A 20,420-nucleotide genomic window follows, 5' to 3' on the forward strand; every position below is an offset into this window, starting at 1 on the left:
CCGGTTTTGGGAGGGGCGTAGAATGCGGGGATGGATGTCTCGCACCTGCTCGATGGGCTGAATGCAGCCCAGCGCCAAGCTGTCTCGGCGCCCGATTCGCACTATCTCGTTCTGGCCGGCGCCGGCAGCGGCAAGACCCGCGTGCTGACGCACCGCATCGCCTGGCTCAACGAAGTCTTCGGGGTGCCGGCCTACGGCGTGTTCGCCGTGACCTTCACCAACAAGGCCGCGGCCGAGATGCGGCATCGGGTGGACGCGCAACTGCGCAACGGCGCGCGCGGCATGTGGATCGGCACCTTCCACGGCCTGGCGCACCGCCTGCTGCGCCTGCACTGGCAGGATGCGAAGCTGCCCGAGGGCTTCCAGATTCTCGACAGCGACGATCAGCTGCGGCTGGTCAAGCGCGTGGTCCAGCAGCTCGAGCTCGACGACGCGCGCTTTCCGCCGCGGCAGATCGCCTGGTGGATCAACGCGCAGAAGGACGAAGGCAAGCGGCCGCAGCACATCCAGGATGGCGGCGACGAATGGTCGGGCGTGATGCTCAAGGCGTATGCGCTGTACCAGGAGCGCTGCGACCGGGCCGGCCTAGTTGATTTTGCCGAGATCCTGCTGCGCGCACACGAACTGCTGCGCGATACGCCGGCGCTGCTCGCGCACTACCGCCAGCGCTTCGGGCATCTGCTGGTCGACGAGTTCCAGGACACCAACGCGATCCAGTACGCATTCGTGCGCGTGCTCGCGGGCGACACCGGCAAGGTGTTCATCGTCGGCGACGACGACCAGGCGATCTACGGCTGGCGCGGCGCGAAGGTCGAAAACGTGCAGCGCTTCCTGCGCGACTATCCGGGCGCGCAGACGATCCGGCTCGAGCAGAACTACCGCTCCAGCGCCAACATCCTGGGCGCGGCCAACGCGGTCATTGCGCACAACCCCGACCGGCTCGGCAAGCAGCTGTGGACCGACAGCGGCGAGGGCGATCCGATCGACCTGTACGCGGCCTACAACGAGATCGACGAGGCGCGCTACGTGGTCGAGCGCGCGCTGCAGTGGGTCCGGGACGGTGGCAGCCACGGCGACATCGCGGTGCTCTACCGCAGCAATGCGCAGTCGCGCGCGATGGAAGAGCAACTGGTCGCCGAGCAGGTGCCCTACCGCGTCTACGGCGGTGTGCGCTTCTTCGAACGCGCCGAGATCAAGGACACGCTGGCCTACCTGCGCCTGATCGCCAACCGCGACGACGACGCGGCGTTCGAGCGTGCGGTCAACACGCCGCCGCGCGGCATCGGCGAGCGCACGCTCGACGAGGTGCGTCGGCAGGCACGCGAGCATGCGATCCCATTGTGGGAGTCGGCGCTGCGCTGCGCGCAGGGCGGCGGGCTCGCGGGCCGCGCGCGTAACGCGCTGGCCGGCTTCGCCCAACTGATCGACGCGCTGGCCGGCGAGGTCGCCGAGCTGTCGCTGAAAGACAAGATCGATCATGTGCTCGCACGCTCCAACCTGCGCGTGCACTACGCCAACGAGTCGAAGGGCAGTGCCGATTCGCGGGTCGAAAACCTCGACGAACTGGTCTCGGTGGCCTCGCGCTTCGTGCGCGGCGACGACGAAGAGAGCGCGCAGCTCACCGAACTCGTCGCGTTCCTGGCCTATGCCGCGCTTGAAGCCGGCGAAGGCCAGGCGCAGGCCGGCGAGGACGGCGTGCAGCTGATGACGCTGCACAGTGCCAAGGGTCTGGAGTTCCCGCTGGTGTTCCTGGTCGGCCTGGAGGAAGGCCTGTTTCCGAGCGCGCGCACTGCGGAGGAAAGCGGCCGGCTGGAGGAGGAGCGCCGGCTGGCCTACGTGGGCATCACCCGCGCACGGCAGAAGCTGGTGCTGACCTACGCCGAGGCGCGCCGCCTGCACGGCCAGGACATGTTCGGTGTGCCGTCACGCTTCCTGCGCGAGATCCCGCCCGCCCTGCTGCACGAAGTGCGGCCGAAGGTACAGGCCACGCGCGCGACGTTCCCGCAGCGGCAGCGTCCCGACTACGGCCATGCCAGCTTGGCGCCATCGGTCGGCGTGCGCCTGGGCCAGAGCGTGACGCATGCGAAGTTCGGTGCTGGCACCGTGACCGATATCGAGGGCGACGGCGCGCATGCGCGCGTGCAGGTCAACTTCGACGAGGTCGGCAGCAAGTGGCTGGTGATGGCTTACGCGAATCTGCAGCCGGCGTAGCGCACCGCCTCAGGGAGCACGGGTTGCGACGTTCGGCCGCGCCGGCCCGGTCGGGTGACGGGGGTATATTCGAGACGACCCTCGTCATTCCCGGGAGCAGGCCATGTACCGCAATATCCTTGTCGCCACCGATGGATCGGAACTCGCCGCGCGCGGTGTCGAGCACGCGGCCACGCTCGCCGCAGGCCTCGGTGCGTCGCTGACCATCGTCACCGTGTCCGAGCCCTGGAACACCGCATTGACCGATCCCAGCGGGCTGGTCGGCTTCGACGAATTCCTGAAAGACTACCGCGCCGCCGCCCAGGCCCATGCCGACGACGTGCTCGCCGCCGCGAAGCAGGCCGCATCGCGGCACGGTGTCGAAGCGACGACCCTGTTCGTGGTCGAGCAGCCGCCAGCCGATGCGATCCTCGAGACCGCGCAGGCGCGCGGCATCGACATGGTGGTGATGGCCTCCCACGGACGGCGGGGGTTGGGCCGGCTGTTGCTCGGCAGCCAGACCCAGGCGGTCGTGGCACGCAGCGAACTGCCGGTGCTGATCGTGCGATGACCTGAGCCGCTGTGCCTGCGAGGGCGGTGCCGTCGCACGGGCTGCTACTCGCGCAGCGCGAACCCCGGCGACTCGTTGAGCCGCCCGTCGCCTTCGACCACCAGCCATCGCGCGCCGGCCTTCTCGAATACGACCGGGACCGGGTCCCGGAACAGCGGGCGGCGCACGAAGCGCAGTTCCCAGCCCAGCGCCTCGAGGGTCGCGATCGCGGCCGCCTGCTCGGGCGTCAGGCCCCGGCGCAGGGTGGCCGGATCGGCCGGGGCTGGGCGGCGACGTTCGGATCGGCTCATGCGGGCTCTCGCTCGGGACGCGGCGGATGCAGCGCGGCCTCCGCTCGCCGCATCGTACGTGAAGGCGCCGGGCCCGCAAACTTCCTGCCCGCGTCATGACCTCCGGGTCTCGCGCCACCGTCACGTCAGGCCCTAGGCTGTGCAGGTCCGGCCCGCGCGGCCACTTCAACCCGGAGAGTCGCCCATGGCGCCCCAGACCCCATCATCGTCGCGGCTGATGTCGCGTATGCGCGTCGTCGTTCTCGTCGCACTGGCCTTGCCGTTGGCCGGCCAGGCCGCCGAGGGCATGTGGACACTCGACAATCTGCCGCGCGATGCGCTCAAGGCCCAGTACGGCTTCTCGCCCGACCAGGCCTGGGTCGATCACGCGATGCAGTCGTCGGTGCGCCTGGCGGGTGGCTGTTCGGGCTCGTTCGTTTCGCCCGAAGGCCTGGTGCTGACCAATGCCCATTGCGTGGTCGGCTGCGTGCAGGGCCTGTCGTCGCCGCAGCGCGATCTGCAGAACGCAGGCTTCGTCGCCGCGGCCCGCGGCGAAGAGCTGCAATGCCCGGCCGAGGAGCTCAACGTGCTGCGCGCGATCACCGATGTCAGTGCGCGCGTGGCCACGGCCGCCGAGGGCAAGCAGGGCCAGGCTTACGTCGACGCGCGCAACGCCGAGAAGGCGCGCATCGAGTCCGAATGCGTCGGCAATGCGGCCGACACCACGCGCTGCGACGTCGTGGAGCTCTACAACGGCGGCCAGCAGCATCTTTACCGCTACCACCGCTATTCGGACGTGCGGTTGGTGTTCTCGCCCGAGTATGCGGTCGGCTTTTTCGGCGGGGATCCGGACAATTTCAATTTCCCGCGCTACAACCTCGATGCCGCGCTGCTGCGCGCCTATGAGGACGGCAAGCCGGCGACGGTCGAGCATCACTTCACGCTCAAGCCCGAGGGCGCGCAGGCCGGCGACCTGGTGATGGTCACCGGTCATCCGGGGCGCACCCAGCGCCAGCTCACCGTCGCCCAGTTGGAGACGGTGCGCGATGTCAGCCTGATCAATACCCTGCTATGGCTGGCCGAGCGCCGTGCGATGCTCGGCGAGTACGGCCGGCTCGATGAGGAGGCCGCCCGCCAGGCGCAATCGGATCTGACGTTCACCGACAACAGCTACAAGGTCTATCGCGGCCAGTTGCAGGCGCTGCTCGATCCGCAGGTGTTTGCCGCCAAGCGCGCGGAAGAAGCGCGGCTGCGCGAAGGTGTCGATGCCACGCCGTGGCGCGAGGTCGAGGCCGCGCAGGTCACCGCGCGGCAGATCGCGGTGCCCTACATGCTGCTCGAACAGGGCCGGGGCTTCGACTCGCGGCTGTTCTCGATCGCGCGCACGCTGGTGCGTGGCGCCGACGAGCGCGCCAAGCCCAACGACGCGCGGTTGCCGGAGTTCCACGACGCCGGCCAGGGACGCCTGCGCCAGACCCTGCTGAGCACCGCGCCCGTCTACCCAGCGTTCGAGACCGCCAAGCTCACCTGGTCGCTGACCAAGCTGCGCGAACTGCTCGGCACCGACGACCCGCTGGTCAAGTCGGTGCTCGGCGACCGCTCGCCGGCGCAGGTGGCCAAAGCGCTGGTCGAAGGCTCGACGCTGGCCGATGTCGCCGAGCGCGAACGCCTGTGGACGGGCGGCGCCGCGGCGATCGCGGCGTCCGACGACCCCTTCATCCAGCTCGCGCGTGCGGTCGATGCGCCGGCGCGTGCGGTGCGCCAGCGTCAGGAATCGGAGGTGGGCGCGATCGAGTCGCGCGCTGCGACGCAGATCGCCAAAGTGCGCTTCGACAAGCTCGGCACGACGGTCTACCCGGATGCGACGTTCACGCTGCGGCTGTCGTACGGCGATATCGCCGGTTGGGAGGAGAATGGCAAGGCCATCACGCCGTTCACGACGATGGACGGGGTGTTCGCCCGCAACACCGGGGCGGCGCCGTACGCGCTGCCGCAGCGCTGGCTGGATGCCCAGGCGCGGATCGCCGGCGACACGCGCTTCAACTTCGTCAGCACCAACGACATCATCGGCGGCAATTCCGGCAGTCCGGTGATCGATCGCGACGCGCGGGTCGTCGGCCTGGCGTTCGACGGCAACATCCATTCGCTGGGCGGCAGCTTCTGGTACGACCCGACGCGCAATCGCACGGTCTCGGTGCACAGCGGCGCGATCGTCGAGGCGCTGAAGTCGGTGTACGGCGCCGATACGCTGGTGGACGAACTGCTGCGCAAGTAACCCATTGCCGCTGCACGCACGGCGCCTCAGACCGGGCGCCGTGCGTGTGTTCAACCTAGATGCGATCACTCGCACACGACCCGCGGCCTCGCACCCGGCGCCGCAGACCCAGGCGCCGTCGCTACAGCGCCACGACCTGTCCGCGCGCGGCGCTGTCGATGCCGGCCTGCAGCACCCGCATGACATCGAGCGCCTCGTCGAGTGCGACCGGAAGGCGTGCGCCCTCAGCGATCGCCGCACGCAGGCCGACGTAGTAATGGCGATAGTCGCCGGCCGGGGCGGGCGAGGGCGCCTCGTGTACCGCGCCGTCATCGCCGACGCGCAGCAGGTGGCCAGGCGCCGGATCGACGCCCCAGTCCGCTCCGCTCGGACGCTGGCCGGCGCGCAGCGCGGCCTCCTGCGGATCCAGCCCGTGCTTGAGCCAGCTGCCGCCGGTGCCGTGCACCGCGAAGCGCAAGCCGGCGCCGGGGACCAGCGCGCCGGCGTGCAGCACCACGCGCAGACGGCCGTAGCGCAGCACGACGTGAAACCAGTCGTCGACCTGCGCAGCGTCGCGCTGCAGTGCGATGTCGGCCTGCACCGCATCGGGCAGGCCGAACAGTTGCAGCGCCTGGTCGACCAGATGCGGCCCCAGATCGAGCCAGATCCCTGCGCCGGGCTCGGCGCGGTCGCGCCAGCGGTCGGGGACCTCGGGTCGGAAGCGGTCGAAATGCGAGTGCACCTCGGTGATGCGACCGAGCGTGCCCGCCGCGATGAGTGCGCGCAGTGCCAGGAAATCGGCGTCCCAGCGCCGGTTGTGGAACACGCTGAGCAGGCGACCGGAGGCGCGTGCCGCCTCGGCGACGGTCCGCGCCTCGTCCAGATCGATCGCCATCGGTTTGTCGATCACGACGTGACGTCCGGCGGCGAGCGCGGCGATCGCCAAGGGGGCATGCGTGACGTTGGGCGAGGCCAGCACGACCAGGTCGATCGCCGGGTCGGCGAATGCTTCGTACGGATCGCTGTACACGCGCGCATCGGGATGGTCGACGCGCACGCGCTCCGGGTTGCGCGAGACCACCGTGTGCAACCGCAGGCCGGGCGTCGCCGCGATCAACGGCGCATGGAACACCCGGCCGGCAAGGCCGTACCCGACCAGCGCGACCTGCAGCGCGTCGCCCATTGCGGGCTTACCAGCCGAACAGCTTGAAGTAGGTCTGCGGGACGTCGTCGCGGTCGCTGTCGATGCTGCCGTCGCCGTCGCGGTCGTAGAGGAAGTACGCCGGGCCGCGCGAGGGCACCACTTGCACCGCGCGCAATTGGCCGGCCACGCGGAACTCGGTGATGCGGTCGCCGTTGGATTCGGTCCGGGTCACCTGCTCGGCATCGGCCGGGATGCCGTCAGGCAGCGCGCCGCCGGGACTGGCGCAAGCGGACAACCCCAGCAGCGCGATCGCGAGCACAGCGGTACGGGAGGCGGACATGGCAGATCTCCAGCGGGCGGACCGCCATTATGCGCGCACGGCGTGCAACTGCCGTGCGCGCACCAGTGGCGGCTATTGCAACGGGTCGTAGCTGAAGAGCCACAGCTGCGTGTTGCCCTGCTGCACGCCGGCGCTGCTGTGGAACTGGCCGGGCGTGGTCAACTCGCCGACGAAGGTGTAGCGCCGTCCGGTCTCCAGTCGTCCACCGGGCATCAGCTGCTCGGTCTGCGGCTGCATGTACAGCGTGACCTCGTTGCCTGCCTCGGTTTCGACCACAAGGGCGCGCCAGCGGCCATCCTTGAGGATCGCCTCGTTGACCTTGAACTGCGCCGGTGACGGCTGCAGGTTCTTGACCGTCGCGCTGAAGCGCACCAGTGCGCCGATGGTCTGATCGCGTGCGTCGTCCCACGGCCGTCCGGCCGCGCGCTCGGCCTGACGTTCGGCGGTGTAGTCGACGATCTCCTGGATGTCGTTGAAGCGGATCCGGAAGGTCCGGCCGCTGCTGGTGAGCACCCGCACCTGGGATTCGACGATGTTGAGCAGGCTCCGGGTCGAGATACCGCAGCCGTCGTCGTCCAGGCAGTAACGCTGCCAGGTCTCGGCCGTCCAACTGTCGAATTGCTTGGGCGGGTTGCCGAACTCGAGCTGCTTGGCCACGCCGGGCGCATAGGCGACCGCTGAGGTGCCCTGGTTGGGCGCAACGACGAACACGCCGCCGTTGCCCAAGTCCAGCTTGCCGATGCGCAGCTGGCGCAGCATCGTCCAGGCATAGTCCTGCGCACTCATGCCGTGCAGGTCGTCGACGACCAGCAGCGCCAGCTCGATGCCCTGCTTCTGCGCCAGGTCATAGAGCGTCGCCTCCAGGCCCTTGAGCAGCTCGGGGTCGAGCCGCCCGGTCTCGTCGACGACGAAACGGCCGTACTTGAGCGGGATCGTCGTCGCCGATGGCGCCGGCAGGTGGACGGTGGCGCTGCGGGCCGGGGGCGGCGCCTGCGGCGGCGCGGTGCCGGTGCCCGCACCGGCCTGGCAGCCGGTCTGCCCGGCCTGGGTGCAGGCTTCCATCCAGCCGTCCTGGATCGCCGCCAACCGGTCGTTGCGGGCCGGGTGGGTCGCGGTGACGTGATCGGCCCCCAGCGACTGCATCGCGCTTTTGGCATCGGCGAGGCTGGCGCCCATGCGCTGCAGCACGAAGCCGCTGAACTTGTCGGCCTCCAGCTCGATCGGCGGTTGGCTGCCGGTGCCGGTGATCGTGTGCCCGGACAGGTGGTGGCCGATCTCGTGCGCCATGATGCTCACCGGCGCCCAGGGATTGCCGTTGGTCGCCGCGCGGACCTCGCCGAGAAAATCGCGGTTGAAGGCGATCACCCGCTGCGGGACCCGCTGTTCGTCGAGCAGGATCACCGCGGCGGCATTGGCGACCGGCCCTTCGGTGACCACGAAGTTCTGCGGCAGGCCGGTATAGCCCATGACGCGTTCGACCATGCTGCGGCAATCGGCTGGCGGCGTGCCGGTCAGCGTCGCCGGGTCCAGGCGTTCGGGGCGGCCGTCGTAGGAGCAGGCCTGCAGCGTCGAGGCGAGTTGCTCGACGAGTTCGGCGCGGCTGGGGGCTGCCGTGCCGGACGCGGCGGTGGGTGCGGCGGGCGCAGCATCGCGCTCGCCGCAGGCAGCGAGCAGCAGGGCCAGTGGCAGCGCGGCCGGCAACGGGCGGACCAGGCGGTGCAGGGAGCGTCGGGACATGGGCATTTCCTCTGGCAGTCGGTCGGAGAAGATCAGGCGGCGCGCGCATACAGCAGCGCGACGATGGCATGGACGTAGGCGCGTCGCAGCAGCCAGTCGACGGCGACGAACACCGCCAGTGCCAGTACCAGGCGCCAGGCGTCGCGGCGCAGGTCGAGTTCGAAGAACTGGTGGAACGCGAGCGCCAGCACCACGCCCTTGACCGCGTACATGTACCACTTGGCGGCTTCGCGCCAGGGCAGCACCAGCGCCGGGTCGCGGATGACCAGCAGCGGCAGTTGGTTGACCAGATTCAGGCCGATGATCACCGCATACGCATAGGCGGCCAGCACCAGATGCTCGACGAGGTTGTAGCGGCGACGCCCGAACACCAGCAGCGAGCTGGCGACGACGGCGAAGATGCCCAGCGTGAACGTCCAGTTGGCGTAGCGCTGCATCATCGCCATCGCGCCCAGGTAAGACTGGTCGCCCGCGCGCAGGAAGCCTGTGGTGTCGAGCACCAGCAGCAACAGCGCCACGCTGATCAGCAGTAGCTTGAGCGGATGCACGTGGCGGCTGCGCGCGCCCTCGACGTACTCGCGCGCAACGGTGCCCGGGCGCAGCAGCAGGCGCCCGGCGGTGCGTGCGACCGACAATTCGAACAGGCGCCATTTCTGCCAGGTCTCCTGGCGCAGGTCGCCCAGCCCCAGGCGATGGGCGGCCTTCTGACCGCACTGGCCGCAGTACGGCGCGCCGCCGCGGGCCGCGCCGCAATTGCGGCAGGCGTCGCGGGCCGCCCAGTCCACCGTCGGCGGTGTGCCGGGATCGGGCACCGTCATTGCGCAGCTCCCGGCTGCGGCGCGCATTGGACGAAAGGCCGCCCCGAAGGCCGGCCATGGCAGGCGATGGTCATCCAGACCCCCTTGGCAGGGGGCGATTATCGCGACACAGCGTTCGGATTCCGTCATCGTCGGTGCGCCCGGAGGGGTCTGGAGGGTGAACGTCCCGGCCCGGCGGATGGGGTCGAACGCGGCGCCCACGGCCGACGCCGTAGAATCTGCGGATGACGAAACGCCTGATTCTGATCGACGGGTCCTCGTACCTGTACCGCGCCTTCCACGCGCTCCCGCCGCTGTCCAACGCCGATGGCGAGCCGACCGGCGCGCTGTTTGGCGTGGTCAATATGCTGCGCGCCACGCTCAAGGAGGCGCCCGACTACGCGGCGTTCGTGGTCGATGCGCCGGGGCGCACCTTCCGCGACGATCTTTACGCCGCCTACAAGGCCAACCGCCCGCCGATGCCCGATGACCTGCGCGCGCAGGTCGATCCGATGTGCGACATCGTCGAGGCGCTGGGCTTCCCGATCCTGCGCATGCCCGGCGTCGAAGCCGACGACGTGATCGGCACGCTCGCCGTGCAGGCCGCCGAGGCCGGTATCGCGACCACGATCTCGACCGGCGACAAGGACTTCGCGCAGTTGGTGCGCCCGGGCATCACCCTGGTCAACACGATGAGCGGCAGCCGCATGGACAGCGAGGCGGCGGTGCACGACAAGTTCGGCGTCCGCCCCGACCAGATCGTCGACATGCTCGCGTTGATGGGCGACAGCATCGACAACATCCCCGGCGTGCCCAAGTGCGGGCCGAAGACCGCGGCCAAGTGGCTGGCCGAGTACGAGTCGCTCGACGGCGTGATCGCGGCCGCGGCCAACATCAAGGGCAAGATCGGCGAGAACCTGCGCGAAGTGCTGGACCAGTTGCCGCTCAGCCGCACGCTGGCGACGATCCGCACCGACGTGCCGCTCGACGGTGGGCCCGACACCCTGGTGCTGCGCCAACCCGCGACCGACGCGCTGCGCGGGCTCTACGCCCGCTACGGCTTCACCCAGGCGCTGCGCGAGCTCGAAGGCGGCGGTCCGGCCGCGGCCGCTGCGACGACGGCGCCGGCACCGCCGGTCGAGGTCGACCCGGCGCTGTCGGCACCGGGCGCGTACGAGACCGTGCTCACGACCGAGCGTCTCGAGGCCTGGATCGCCCAGTTGCGCGATGCCGAGGAGTTCGCGTTCGACACCGAGACCGACGCGCTCGATGCGATGCGTTCCAACCTGGTCGGCTTGAGCGTGGCGGTCGAGCCGGGTCGGGCGGCCTACATTCCGCTCGGGCACGACTATCCGGGCGCGCCCACCCAGCTCGATCGCACCCAGGTGCTTGAGGCGCTGCGGCCGGTGCTCGAGGACCCGGCGCGGCGCAAGCTCGGCCAGCACGGCAAGTACGACCTGCATGTGCTGCGTCGGCACGGGGTCGCCCTGCGCGGCTACGCGGACGACACCCTGCTCGAGAGCTTCGTGCTCGATGCCGGCATCGCCCGTCACGACATGGACTCGCTGGCCAAGCGGCATCTGGGCGTGGACACGATCCGCTTCGAGGATGTCGCCGGCAAGGGTGCCAAGCAGATCTCGTTCTCGCAGGTCGCCATCGACGACGCGACCCGCTACGCCGCCGAAGATGCCGACATCACCTTGCGCCTGCATCGCGTGCTCAAGCCGCGGGTCGAGGCCGAACCCGGCCTGGCGCGGGTCTACGGCGAGATCGAGATGCCGCTGGTGCCGGTGCTGGCCCGGATCGAGGCCAACGGCGTGTGCATCGATGTCGACGAACTGCGCCGGCAGAGCGCGGACCTGTCCAAGCGCATGCTCGCCGCGCAACAGAAGGCGACCGAACTGGCCGGACGCACGTTCAACCTCGACTCGCCCAAGCAGGTCTGCGCGCTGCTGTTCGAGGAACTGGGGTTGCCGGCGGTCGTCAAGACGCCCAAGGGCCAACCCAGCGCCAACGAAGAGGCGCTGGAGGCGATCGCCGACCAGCACGAACTGCCGCGGGTGATCCTCGAGTACCGCAGCCTGGCCAAACTGCGCGGGACCTATGTCGACAAGCTGCCGGAGATGATCAATCCCGACACCGGCCGCGTGCACACCAGCTACCACCAGGCCGGCGCGGCGACCGGGCGGTTGTCGTCGTCCGATCCCAACCTGCAGAACATCCCGATCCGCACCGACGACGGTCGTCGCATCCGGCGTGCCTTCATCGCGCCACCGGGTCGCCGGCTGGTCGCGTGCGACTACTCGCAGATCGAGTTGCGGATCATGGCCCACCTGTCCGAGGACGCTGGTCTGATCGGCGCGTTCGAGACCGGGGTCGACGTGCATCGCGCGACCGCAGCCGAGGTCTTCGGTCGGCCGCTCGACCAGGTGACTGCAAACGAGCGCCGGGCGGCCAAGGCGATCAACTTCGGGCTGATGTACGGCATGAGCGCGTTCGGCTTGGCGCGCAACCTCGGCGTCGGCCGCGGCGAGGCCCAGGACTACATCGCGCTGTACTTCTCGCGTTATCCGGGCGTGCGCGACTTCATGGAGCGGACCCGCCAGCAGGCGCGCGAGACCGGCTTCGTCGAGACGGTGTTCGGGCGTCGCCTGACCCTGGACTTCATCCAGCGCGGCAACGCCTCGCAGCGCGCGGGCGCCGAGCGCGCCGCGATCAACGCGCCGATGCAGGGCACCGCGGCGGACATCATCAAGCGCGCGATGGTCGCCGTCGACGAGTGGCTGGCAGGCCACGCCGCGCAGGCCAAAATGATCCTGCAGGTGCACGACGAACTGGTGTTCGAGGCCGATGCCGACTTCGTCGAGCCGCTGCTGGCCGGCGTGGTGCCGAGGATGACAGAGGCCGCCCAGCTGCGGGTGCCGCTGGTGGTCGATTGCGGCGTCGGCGACAACTGGGATCAGGCGCACTGATCCCGGCCAGGCGGCCCGTGCGCACCTGGGCCGGCGTGGCTATATTTGCCGCGCTGCGGCATGCAGGGCGCGCAGCGCGACGGAGTAAATGCAGCCTGAATTTGCGCGAAAATTGAATGTCGCCTTCACGAACCATCAATGCGTCGAGTGGTCTCATACTCGCGACAGATGCAAGGTCTGTCGCAGATCCCTCCCTTCCCCTGGAGTGATCGACCGGAACCAACAGGCTTCTCCCCGAGCCCGGTTCCCGAGCCCCGTAGGCCCCCCCTGCCTACGGGGCTTTTTTATGTCCGCCTGCCACGTATTGGAGCTCGACGCCGGATGGGCGGCAGCCAGCGCGCCGGAAGCCGCGCGTCTTCCGGTCAAGCCGCTTCGCGGTCAGCGTTGCCGTTACTCAGGCGTTCGCCCCCAAATCAGCGGTCCAAACCGGGGTCAGAGTGCAATTTCACGAGGTGAAATTGCACTCTGACCCCGGTTTTGGTCATTCATACATCGCTGACTCGCCGCCGTGGACCATCCGTGGCCCGCCGCGCAATCCCCGGCCATCGCGACGCACTGAGATCGAAGGCCTGCGACTTCGTCCAGCCGGGGGCTCGGGCGCCCTAAACGAAGGCAATGACGTGGCGGACTCGGCAGCCGGCTGGCGGCCGGCGGCCGCGTCAAGCGCGCCATGGATGGCGCGCGCCCGAGTCAAGGCAGGATGCCTTGCCGAGGGGGGAGCGGCTTCCGGTCGCCAGGCGGTTGCCCACCCGGAGTGGAACCTCCGTCCTCCACACTCGGAGATAAGTGTTTATCCCGTCGTTCAAGCAGATATAGGTGATTAGCATGCGCTGGAATTCAATCAGCGCAATCCTCGATCACCCGTGTTCTTCTAGAACGGCGTCGGGCAGTGCAGGCGCAGCGGTGCGCCGGTGGCGGGGTGGGGCAGTTCGAGCGATTCGGCGTGCAGCAGCAGGCGCGGGGCGCGGCGCTGTGCAGGCTCGGGCGCGTACAGCGGGTCGCCGAGAATCGGATGGCCGATCGCCTGCAGATGAACGCGCAGTTGGTGACTACGTCCGGTCACCGGCATCAGCACCAGGCGGGCGACCGGTGCGCCGTCGGCGGCGGTCTCGCGCCGCAGCACCCGCCAGCGGGTCAGCGCCGGCTTGCCGTCGACCGGATCGATCTTCTGCCGGGGCCGCTCCGGCCAATCGACCAGCAGCGGCAGGTTGATCTCGCCGGCTTCCTCGGTCGGCCAGCCGTCGACGACCGCGATGTAGCGCTTCTCGACCCGACGTCCCTCGAATGCCGCTCCGAGCACGCGCTGCGCCTCCGCGCCTCGGGCCAGCAGCATCAGCCCGGAGGTCGCCATGTCCAGCCGGTGCACCACCCGCGCGTCGGGCCACTGCGCGCGGGCACGGGTGGCCATACTGTCCTGCTTGTCCGGCCCGCGGCCGGGCACCGACAGCAGCCCGGCAGGCTTGTCGAAAGCCAGCACGTGGTCGTCGCCGTAGAGCTGGCGCAAGCAGTCCGGCACGACGTCCGGATGCGCGATGTCGAGGGCTGTCACCGCCATGGGATCAGGCCAGTTCGGTGAGCCAGTCGCGCGGGCGCAGGTAGTCGGCCAGCCGCGCCTCGGCGCTGTCGGCCTCGGGCGTGTAGCCGTATTCCCAGCGCACGCGCGGCGGCAGGCTCATCAGGATCGATTCGGCGCGCCCGCCCGACTGCAGCCCGAACAGCGTGCCGCGGTCGTAGACCAGGTTGAACTCGACGTAACGGCCGCGGCGATAGAGCTGGAACTCCCGCTCGCGCTCGCCATAGGGCGTGTCGCGGCGTCGTGCGACGATCGGCAAGTAGGCATCGAGGAAGCCATCGCCGACGGCCCGCATGTAGGCGAACTCGTGCTCGAAATCGCCGTGCTGGTCGTCGAAGAACAAGCCGCCCACGCCCCGCGTCTCGGCACGGTGGCCGAGGAAGAAGTACTGGTCGCACCAGCGCTTGTGGGCCTCGTAGCGTTCCTGACCGCCGAACGGTTCGCACAGCGCCCGCGCGGTGCGGTGCCAGTGCGCGATGTCCTCGTCGACCGGGTAGAACGGCGTCAGATCGAACCCGCCGCCGAACCACCAGGCCACCACTTCGCCGTCGCGCATCGCGCGGAAATGGCGCACGTTGGCGTGGGTCGTGGGCAGGTGCGGGTTGCGCGGGTGGAACACCAGCGACACGCCGGTGGCGCGCCACGACGCGCCGGCCAGTTCCGGCCGGTGGGTGCTGGCCGAGGGCGGCAGCCGGGTCCCGCTGACGTCGGAGAAGCCGATGCCGGCCTGCTCGAACACCGCGCCATCGCGGAGCACCCGGGTTCTGCCGCCGCCGCCTTCGGCGCGCTGCCACAGGTCCTCGGCAAACCGGGCCTGGCCGTCGGCCTGCTCGATTGCGGCGCAGATGCGGTCCTGCAGCCCGGTGAGGTAGTCCCGGACCGTGTCGAAAGTGTCGTTCATCCGGGGCATTGTAGGTGCGTCGCCCCGGTCGGCATTGATCCGGGTCAATCCCCGCTGGCCGGCGCGTGGGCCCGGTGCCACTGCTGCAGCCGGGCCGCGAGTGCCTCGGCGCCCAGGCCGTAGGTATCGGGCAGGGCGCCGTGGAAGCCGCTCAGGCCGCGGTTGACCCGCCGCAGCTGCGCGCCGCGATCGACGTGCGGGGCGAAGTCCAGCCCGACGACCGGGTGCAGGCCGACCCGGGTGGTGCCGAATCGGGCGATGTCGCTCCAGGCCAGGCGCGTGGTCCTGAACAGCGCGCGCACCTCCAGCCCGTGGGAATCGAGCCGCAGATGGTGGGCGCCGGGCAGCAGCCCGGCCAGTGCCAGCAGTGCACAGGCCCCGAATATCCCGCCCAGGCTCCAGGCGACCGCGGGCTGCCGGCCGCCGACCGCGACCGCCAGCCCGACCAGCGCCAACGACACGGCCAACAGCGCCAGCCGCTTCCCTGGCGCCGGCCGCAGCAGTTCGACCGCCGGCAGCGGCGCAGGCGTCACTTGAGCGTGCGTTCGAACAGTTCGTGGATGCGGCGGTACTGGTCGTACCACGAGGCCGGATGCTGGTAGGCGTGCCGCTCGAGCGGGTAGCTCGCCAGCTCCCACTTGTCCTTGCGCAGTTCGATCAGGCGCTGGGCCATCATCACCGAGTCCTTGTAGAACACGTTGTCGTCGATCATGCCGTGACTGATCAGCAGGTGGTCCTGCAGGCGGTCGGCGTATTCGATCGGCGAGGACTTCAGATAGGCCTCCGGATCGATCTCGGGCGTGTTGAGGATGTTGGCGGTGTAGGCGTGGTTGTACTGCGACCAGTCGGCGACCGGGCGCAGCGCCGCGCCGGCCTTGAAGCGGCCCGGCTCGCGCATCAGCGCCATGAAGGTCATGAAGCCGCCGTAGCTGCCGCCGTAGATGCCTACGCGGTCGCGGTCGGCCTGGTGGTGCTCGACCAGCCAGTCGATGCCGTCCAGATAATCCTCCAGCTCCGGATGGCCCATCTGGCGGTAGATCGCGGTGCGCCAGTCGCGGCCGTAGCCGGCCGAGGCGCGGAAGTCGAGGTCGAGGACCAGGTAGCCCTGCTGCACGAGCATGTTGTGGAACATCTGCTCGCGGAAGTAGTTCGGGTAGCGGTCGCTGACGTTCTGCAGGTAGCCGGCGCCGTGCACGAACAGCACGACCGGATACTTACGGTCCGGTTCGTAGTTCTTCGGGCCATAGAACTTGCCCCAGACCGTGCCGGCGCCGTGCTTGGACGGGACTTGCACGTACTGCGGCTGCAACCAGTCGTAAGCCTTGAACTCGGCGGTGCGGGTGTCGGTGAGCACGCGCACGGCGCCCTCGTTGACGTCGGCGACCGCCAGCTGCGGCGGCAGATAGCTCGATGAGGTGCGCAGCAGCAGGCGCGTCTCGTCGGGCGAGAGCGCGAAGTCCTCGATGCCGCCGGTGGCGGTGATCTCGCGCACACCGCCGTCGCCGGACATGCAGACCTCGTAACGGCCCGGCCATTGCTGGTTGCACAGGAAGAAGAAGCGGCTGCCGTCATGCGACATCACCGGCGAGGAGACCTCCCAGCGGCCGGAGGTCAGCGCACGCTGGCGCGAGCCGTCATGCAGGTAGAGATGCGAGTAGCCCGATTCCTCGGACAGGAACCACAGCGTGCGGTGGTCGGGCAGCCAGCCGAACTCGTTGAAGTCCCAGTTGATCCAGGCCGGATCGGTCAGCCGGTGGCGGCTGCGCAGCGTCGCGCTCTCCAGGTCGACGGTCGCCAGCCACCGGTCCTTGTTGTCGACCGAATGGATCGACAGCGCGACGTTGCGGCCGTCGTCGCTCCAGCGGATCGCACCGCCGCCACCGCCGCGGCCGTCGATCTCCAGGCGCACCGGGCGGTCGCCCTGCAGTGGCGGCTTGCCGGCGGCCCGGCGCAGATCGGCCAGCGGATCGGTCCCGATGCCCGGCAGCGTGCTAGTGCCGAGTTCGCGCACCCGCCCGGTGGCCAGGTCCACCAGCCACAGCCGGTGCGGCAGCGGGTCGTTGCGGCCCACGCGGGTACGCACGTCCTCGAATTCCTCGTAGCCCGATTCGGTGACGTACTTGGGCATCTTGCCGTCGCGGCCGGCGTCGCCGTCCTTGGGCTCGGTGACCACGATCAGGCGATCGCCGGCCGGCGACAGTGCGCTGCCGGCGATGGTCACATCCTTGCCCAGATACACCGGGCCGGGGGCGCGCGTGGCATCGGCCCGACGCCAGGTCTCGTTCTGTGCGCGCAGCGCATCGCGGCGCTCGCGCTCGGTGCGCAGGGTTTCGATCATGCGCAACTGGCGGTCGCGCAAGGCATCGGCCGGCGGCGGCTTGGTCGGGTCGGCTTCGGCCTTGAGGCTGGTCAGCTGCGCGGTGCCGCGTTGCGGGTCCCAGCCATACCAGTCGTCGCCAGACCGCCACACCAGGCCACCGCCGGTCGTCCACTGCGCTTGCGTCTCGGTCGCTTCGGTGCGGGTGATCTGGCTCAGCTGACCGGTGCGCAGGTCGCGCACGAACAGATCGCCACTGCGCACGAAGGCCATGCGCGTGCGGGTCGCATCGAGGATCGGGTCGCGCCCGTCGATGTCGGGACGCGTCGCATCGTCTACACGCACCGAGGCGCCGCCGGCGAGCGGCTGCACCCAGGTGTCGCGTACGTTGCTGCCTTCGCGCTTGGCGGTGTAATAGGCGCGGCTGCCGTCCCAGCTCCACCAGGCGGATTCGACCGGCGCGCCGATCCAGTCCGGGTCGGCCATGATCCGGTCCAGGGTCAGCGGCTGCGCGGGTTGCGCGGCGGCGAGCGGGGTGGCGAAGGCGCAGGCGAGCACCCAGTACAGCGGCAGACGACGCATCGGCAGCGATCCGTGGAGCGGAAAGGAGCGCGCAGTGTACCGGCGCGCAGCGGAGGCCCGCTCTGGCGAAGGTCATGGGCGTGCTGGCGCCGCGAGCGCGTGCGCAATGCCTGCGCATCGTTCGACAGCGCTGCGGGCGCACGCCGATCTCCATCCGCGCATGGCAGCACACCGGCGCAGCTCGCGCTGCGTGACGAGCCTGCACGTCGGGCCTGCAATGCGACGATCGACCGCACCCCGGTTTCACGACAGGTGCCGCACACTCGATGCCCGACCGTTTCACGCAAGGAGCGTCGGCGTTGGACACGCTGCTGCTGTCTCGGATCCAGTTCGGATTCGTGATTTCCTTTCATGTGTTGTTTCCCGCCTTCACGATCGGCCTGTCGAGCTGGCTGGCCTTCCTGGAGTGGCGCTGGCTGCGCACGCGCGAGGCGGTGTGGCGCGATCTGTACTTCTTCTGGCTGCGGATCTTCGCCGTGTCGTTCGGCATGGGCGTGGTGTCGGGCATCGTGATGAGCTTCCAGTTCGGCACCAACTGGTCGGCGCTGAGCGTCGCGGCCGGCAACATCCTCGGGCCGCTGCTCAGCTACGAAGTGCTGACCGCGTTCTTTCTGGAGGCGAGCTTCCTGGGCGTGATGCTGTTCGGCTGGGGGCGGGTCTCGGAGCGACTGCATTTCCTGTCCACCTGCCTGGTAGCGGTGGGCACGCTGATCTCGACCTTCTGGATTCTGTCGGCGAATAGCTGGCTGCATACGCCGGCCGGCTACGAGCTCGTCGACGGGGTCTTCCATCCTGCCGACTGGATGGCGGTCATCTTCAATCCCTCCTTCCCCTATCGCCTGGCACACATGGTGCTGGCGGCCTTCATCACCACCTGCTTCGTCGTCGGCGGTGTCGCGGCGTGGTACCTACGCCGCGGCGAGCATGTCGAGGCTGGCGCGCGGATGCTGAAGCTCTCGATCGCATTCGCCGCGATCACCGTGCCGCTGCAGATCGTGGTCGGCGACCTGCATGGCCTGAAGACGGGCGAGGTGCAGCCGGTGAAACTCGCGGCGATGGAGGCGCACTGGCATGAGGGCGCGCCCGGTGCGGGCGTGCCGTTGGTGCTGTTCGCGGTGCCCAATCCAGACGACGAGCGCAACGATTACGAGATCGCCATCCCGCGCCTGGGCAGCGTGATCCTGACCCACAGTTGGGACGGCATTATCGCGCCGCTGACCGCGGTGCCGCCGGAGGACCGGCCGCCGGTGGCGCCGGTGTTCTATGCCTTCCGGGTCATGGTGGGGATCGGCATGGCGATGCTGGTGCTGACCGCGGTGTCGCTGTGGGCCTGGCGGCGACGCACGTTGCTGCGCTCGCGCTGGTTGCTCGATGCCTGGCGGTTGATGGCGCCCAGCGGCTTCATCGCCGTGCTGGCGGGCTGGTTCGTGGTCGAGATCGGCCGCCAACCGTGGGTGATCCAGGGCCTGCTGCGCACGAGTGAGGCGGTCAGCGAGATCGACCGTACCAGCGTGATCGTGTCGCTGTCGGCGTTCGCGATCGCCTACGCGGTGGTATTCGGCGCGGGCGGCGGCTACATCGTGAAGATGATCCGCAAGGGACCGCAGCCGTTCGACGATGGCCCGGACCACGACGCGGGCGAGCGCACGCCGATGCGGCCGATCTCGGCGGCGGATGGCCCGGTGGGGGAGGACTGATGGAGCTTGCGACCGTGCTGCCGGTGGTCTGGTTCGGCGTGATCGGCTTCGGTGTGTTGATGTACGTGCTGCTCGATGGCTTCGTGTTGGGCCTGGGCGTGCTGGCGCCGTTCGCCGAAGACGAAGCACAGCTCGACCACATGATGAACACCGCCGCTCCGATCTGGGACGGCAACGAAACCTGGCTGGTGCTGGGCGGCGCGGGACTGCTGGCGGCGTTCCCGCGGGCCTACGCGATTGTGCTCTCGGCGCTGTACTTGCCGGTGCTGCTGATGCTGATCGCGCTGGTGTTCCGCGGGGTGGCGTTCGAGTTCCGCTTCAAGGCTCGGCGCGGCAAGCGGTTCTGGGGGGCGGCGTTCGCGCTCGGCTCGCTGCTGGCCGCATTCGCGCAAGGGGTGATCCTCGGCGCGCTGGTCGAGGGGATGCCGCTGGAGGCCGGCAAGTACGCCGGCGGTGCACTCGACTGGTTCAGCCCGTTCTCGATGCTGACCGGCGTGGCGGTGGTGTTTGGCTACGCGTTGCTGGGCAGCAGTTGGCTGATCCTCAAGACCGAGGGCCGGCTGCAGTTGATCGCGCGCACGCTGACTCGGCCGCTGGTGCTGGTCGTGGCTGCTTTCATGGGGCTGGTCAGCGCCTGGCTGCCGTTCCTCGACTCGCGGATCATGGCGCGCTGGTTCGAGGACGGGAACTTCTGGTGGCTCTCGCCGGTGCCAGTGCTGGCCTTGCTCAATGTGCTCTGGCTGTGGCGCGCGGCGATGCGTGAAGGCCGCGATGCGCGCCCGTTCCTGCTGACGCTGGCGTTCTTCGTGCTGGGTTTTGCGGGCCTGGTGCTCGGCATCTGGCCGAACATCGTGCCGCCGTCGCTGAGCATCTGGGAGGCGGCGTCGCCGCCGTCGTCGCAGATGTTCGTGCTGGGCGGGCTGGTGGTCCTGCTGCCGCTGATCATGGGCTACACCGCGTGGTCGTACCGGGTATTCCGCGGCAAGGTGCAGGCCGACGCCGGCTATCACTGAACGCAGCGCGGCCCGCGCGATACCCAAGGCGGTCCTTTTGCCGCACAATTCGGCGCATATCGC

Annotated in this window: 15 protein-coding genes; 6 read left to right on the forward strand and 9 right to left on the reverse strand. The window is 69.4% G+C overall.

The window, feature by feature from the left end; translation table 11 throughout:
* The first annotated feature begins 30 nt into the window (after nt 1-30).
* Nucleotides 31-2,211, forward strand: coding sequence for a DNA helicase II (gene uvrD, locus WAF18_RS03065; protein WP_337243816.1), 2,181 nt, complete (start codon nt 31-33; stop codon nt 2,209-2,211).
* Nucleotides 2,212-2,314: 103 nt separating this feature from the next.
* Nucleotides 2,315-2,761 carry a universal stress protein gene (locus WAF18_RS03070; protein ID WP_337243817.1) on the forward strand — a complete coding sequence of 149 codons (447 nt, stop codon included), beginning with the start codon at nt 2,315-2,317 and terminating at the stop codon, nt 2,759-2,761.
* 44 nt (nt 2,762-2,805) lie between these two features.
* Here WAF18_RS03070 and WAF18_RS03075 read toward each other — a convergent pair whose 3' ends face one another.
* On the reverse strand, nt 2,806-3,051 hold the full coding sequence (locus WAF18_RS03075; protein WP_337243818.1) for a hypothetical protein: 246 nt from the start codon (nt 3,049-3,051) through the stop codon (nt 2,806-2,808).
* A 184-nt stretch (nt 3,052-3,235) separates the two neighbouring features.
* Here WAF18_RS03075 and WAF18_RS03080 point away from each other — a divergent pair, with 184 nt between their 5' ends.
* Nucleotides 3,236-5,305, forward strand: coding sequence for a S46 family peptidase (locus WAF18_RS03080; RefSeq protein ID WP_337243819.1), 2,070 nt, complete (start codon nt 3,236-3,238; stop codon nt 5,303-5,305).
* Between the two features lie 121 nt (nt 5,306-5,426).
* Here the strand turns inward: WAF18_RS03080 and WAF18_RS03085 are convergent, their stop codons facing one another.
* The 4 genes from WAF18_RS03085 to WAF18_RS03100 form a co-directional block, all read right to left on the reverse strand.
* Nucleotides 5,427-6,467 carry an oxidoreductase gene (locus WAF18_RS03085; RefSeq protein WP_337243820.1) on the reverse strand — a complete coding sequence of 347 codons (1,041 nt, stop codon included), beginning with the start codon at nt 6,465-6,467 and terminating at the stop codon, nt 5,427-5,429.
* A 7-nt stretch (nt 6,468-6,474) separates the two neighbouring features.
* Nucleotides 6,475-6,768, reverse strand: coding sequence for a DUF2782 domain-containing protein (locus WAF18_RS03090; RefSeq protein WP_241945049.1), 294 nt, complete (start codon nt 6,766-6,768; stop codon nt 6,475-6,477).
* Between the two features lie 72 nt (nt 6,769-6,840).
* Entirely contained in the window at nt 6,841-8,505 is a 1,665-nt protein-coding gene (locus WAF18_RS03095; RefSeq protein WP_337243821.1) for a TPM domain-containing protein, read from the reverse strand.
* A 32-nt stretch (nt 8,506-8,537) separates the two neighbouring features.
* Nucleotides 8,538-9,323, reverse strand: coding sequence for a DUF3667 domain-containing protein (locus WAF18_RS03100; RefSeq protein WP_337243822.1), 786 nt, complete (start codon nt 9,321-9,323; stop codon nt 8,538-8,540).
* Between the two features lie 224 nt (nt 9,324-9,547).
* On the opposite strand from WAF18_RS03100, the gene polA reads away from it, so the two are divergent.
* On the forward strand, nt 9,548-12,274 hold the full coding sequence (gene polA / locus WAF18_RS03105) for a DNA polymerase I (protein ID WP_337243823.1): 2,727 nt from the start codon (nt 9,548-9,550) through the stop codon (nt 12,272-12,274).
* A gap of 871 nt (nt 12,275-13,145) precedes the next feature.
* On the opposite strand, the gene WAF18_RS03110 is transcribed toward polA, so the two are convergent.
* Genes WAF18_RS03110 through WAF18_RS03125 form a run of 4 tightly spaced genes read right to left on the reverse strand, consistent with a single transcriptional unit; the run spans nt 13,146 to nt 17,647 of the window.
* Nucleotides 13,146-13,829 (reverse strand): RluA family pseudouridine synthase, encoded by a 684-nt coding sequence (locus tag WAF18_RS03110; protein WP_337243824.1) that lies wholly within the window; start codon nt 13,827-13,829, stop codon nt 13,146-13,148.
* 4 nt (nt 13,830-13,833) lie between these two features.
* Complete coding sequence (gene hemF, locus WAF18_RS03115) at nt 13,834-14,748, reverse strand: oxygen-dependent coproporphyrinogen oxidase (protein ID WP_337243825.1); 915 nt, start codon at nt 14,746-14,748, stop codon at nt 13,834-13,836.
* A 44-nt stretch (nt 14,749-14,792) separates the two neighbouring features.
* Nucleotides 14,793-15,281: a PH domain-containing protein gene (locus WAF18_RS03120; protein WP_337243826.1), complete on the reverse strand. Its 489-nt coding sequence runs from the start codon at nt 15,279-15,281 to the stop codon at nt 14,793-14,795.
* Nucleotides 15,278-17,647 carry a S9 family peptidase gene (locus WAF18_RS03125; RefSeq protein ID WP_337243827.1) on the reverse strand — a complete coding sequence of 790 codons (2,370 nt, stop codon included), beginning with the start codon at nt 17,645-17,647 and terminating at the stop codon, nt 15,278-15,280. Before WAF18_RS03125 ends, WAF18_RS03120 begins: the two co-directional genes overlap by 4 nt.
* Nucleotides 17,648-17,946: 299 nt before the next feature.
* On the opposite strand from WAF18_RS03125, the gene WAF18_RS03130 reads away from it, so the two are divergent.
* On the forward strand, nt 17,947-19,344 hold the full coding sequence (locus WAF18_RS03130) for a cytochrome ubiquinol oxidase subunit I (protein WP_337243944.1): 1,398 nt from the start codon (nt 17,947-17,949) through the stop codon (nt 19,342-19,344).
* The gene (cydB, locus tag WAF18_RS03135) at nt 19,344-20,357 is read left to right on the forward strand and encodes a cytochrome d ubiquinol oxidase subunit II (RefSeq protein ID WP_337243828.1); all 1,014 of its coding nucleotides are present in this window, start codon (nt 19,344-19,346) and stop codon (nt 20,355-20,357) included. The genes WAF18_RS03130 and cydB overlap by 1 nt, the downstream gene beginning before the upstream one ends.
* Nucleotides 20,358-20,420 lie beyond the last annotated feature (63 nt).

The organism is Luteimonas sp. gir, from assembly GCF_037198055.1.
GTDB lineage: Bacteria > Pseudomonadota > Gammaproteobacteria > Xanthomonadales > Xanthomonadaceae > Luteimonas > Luteimonas citri_A.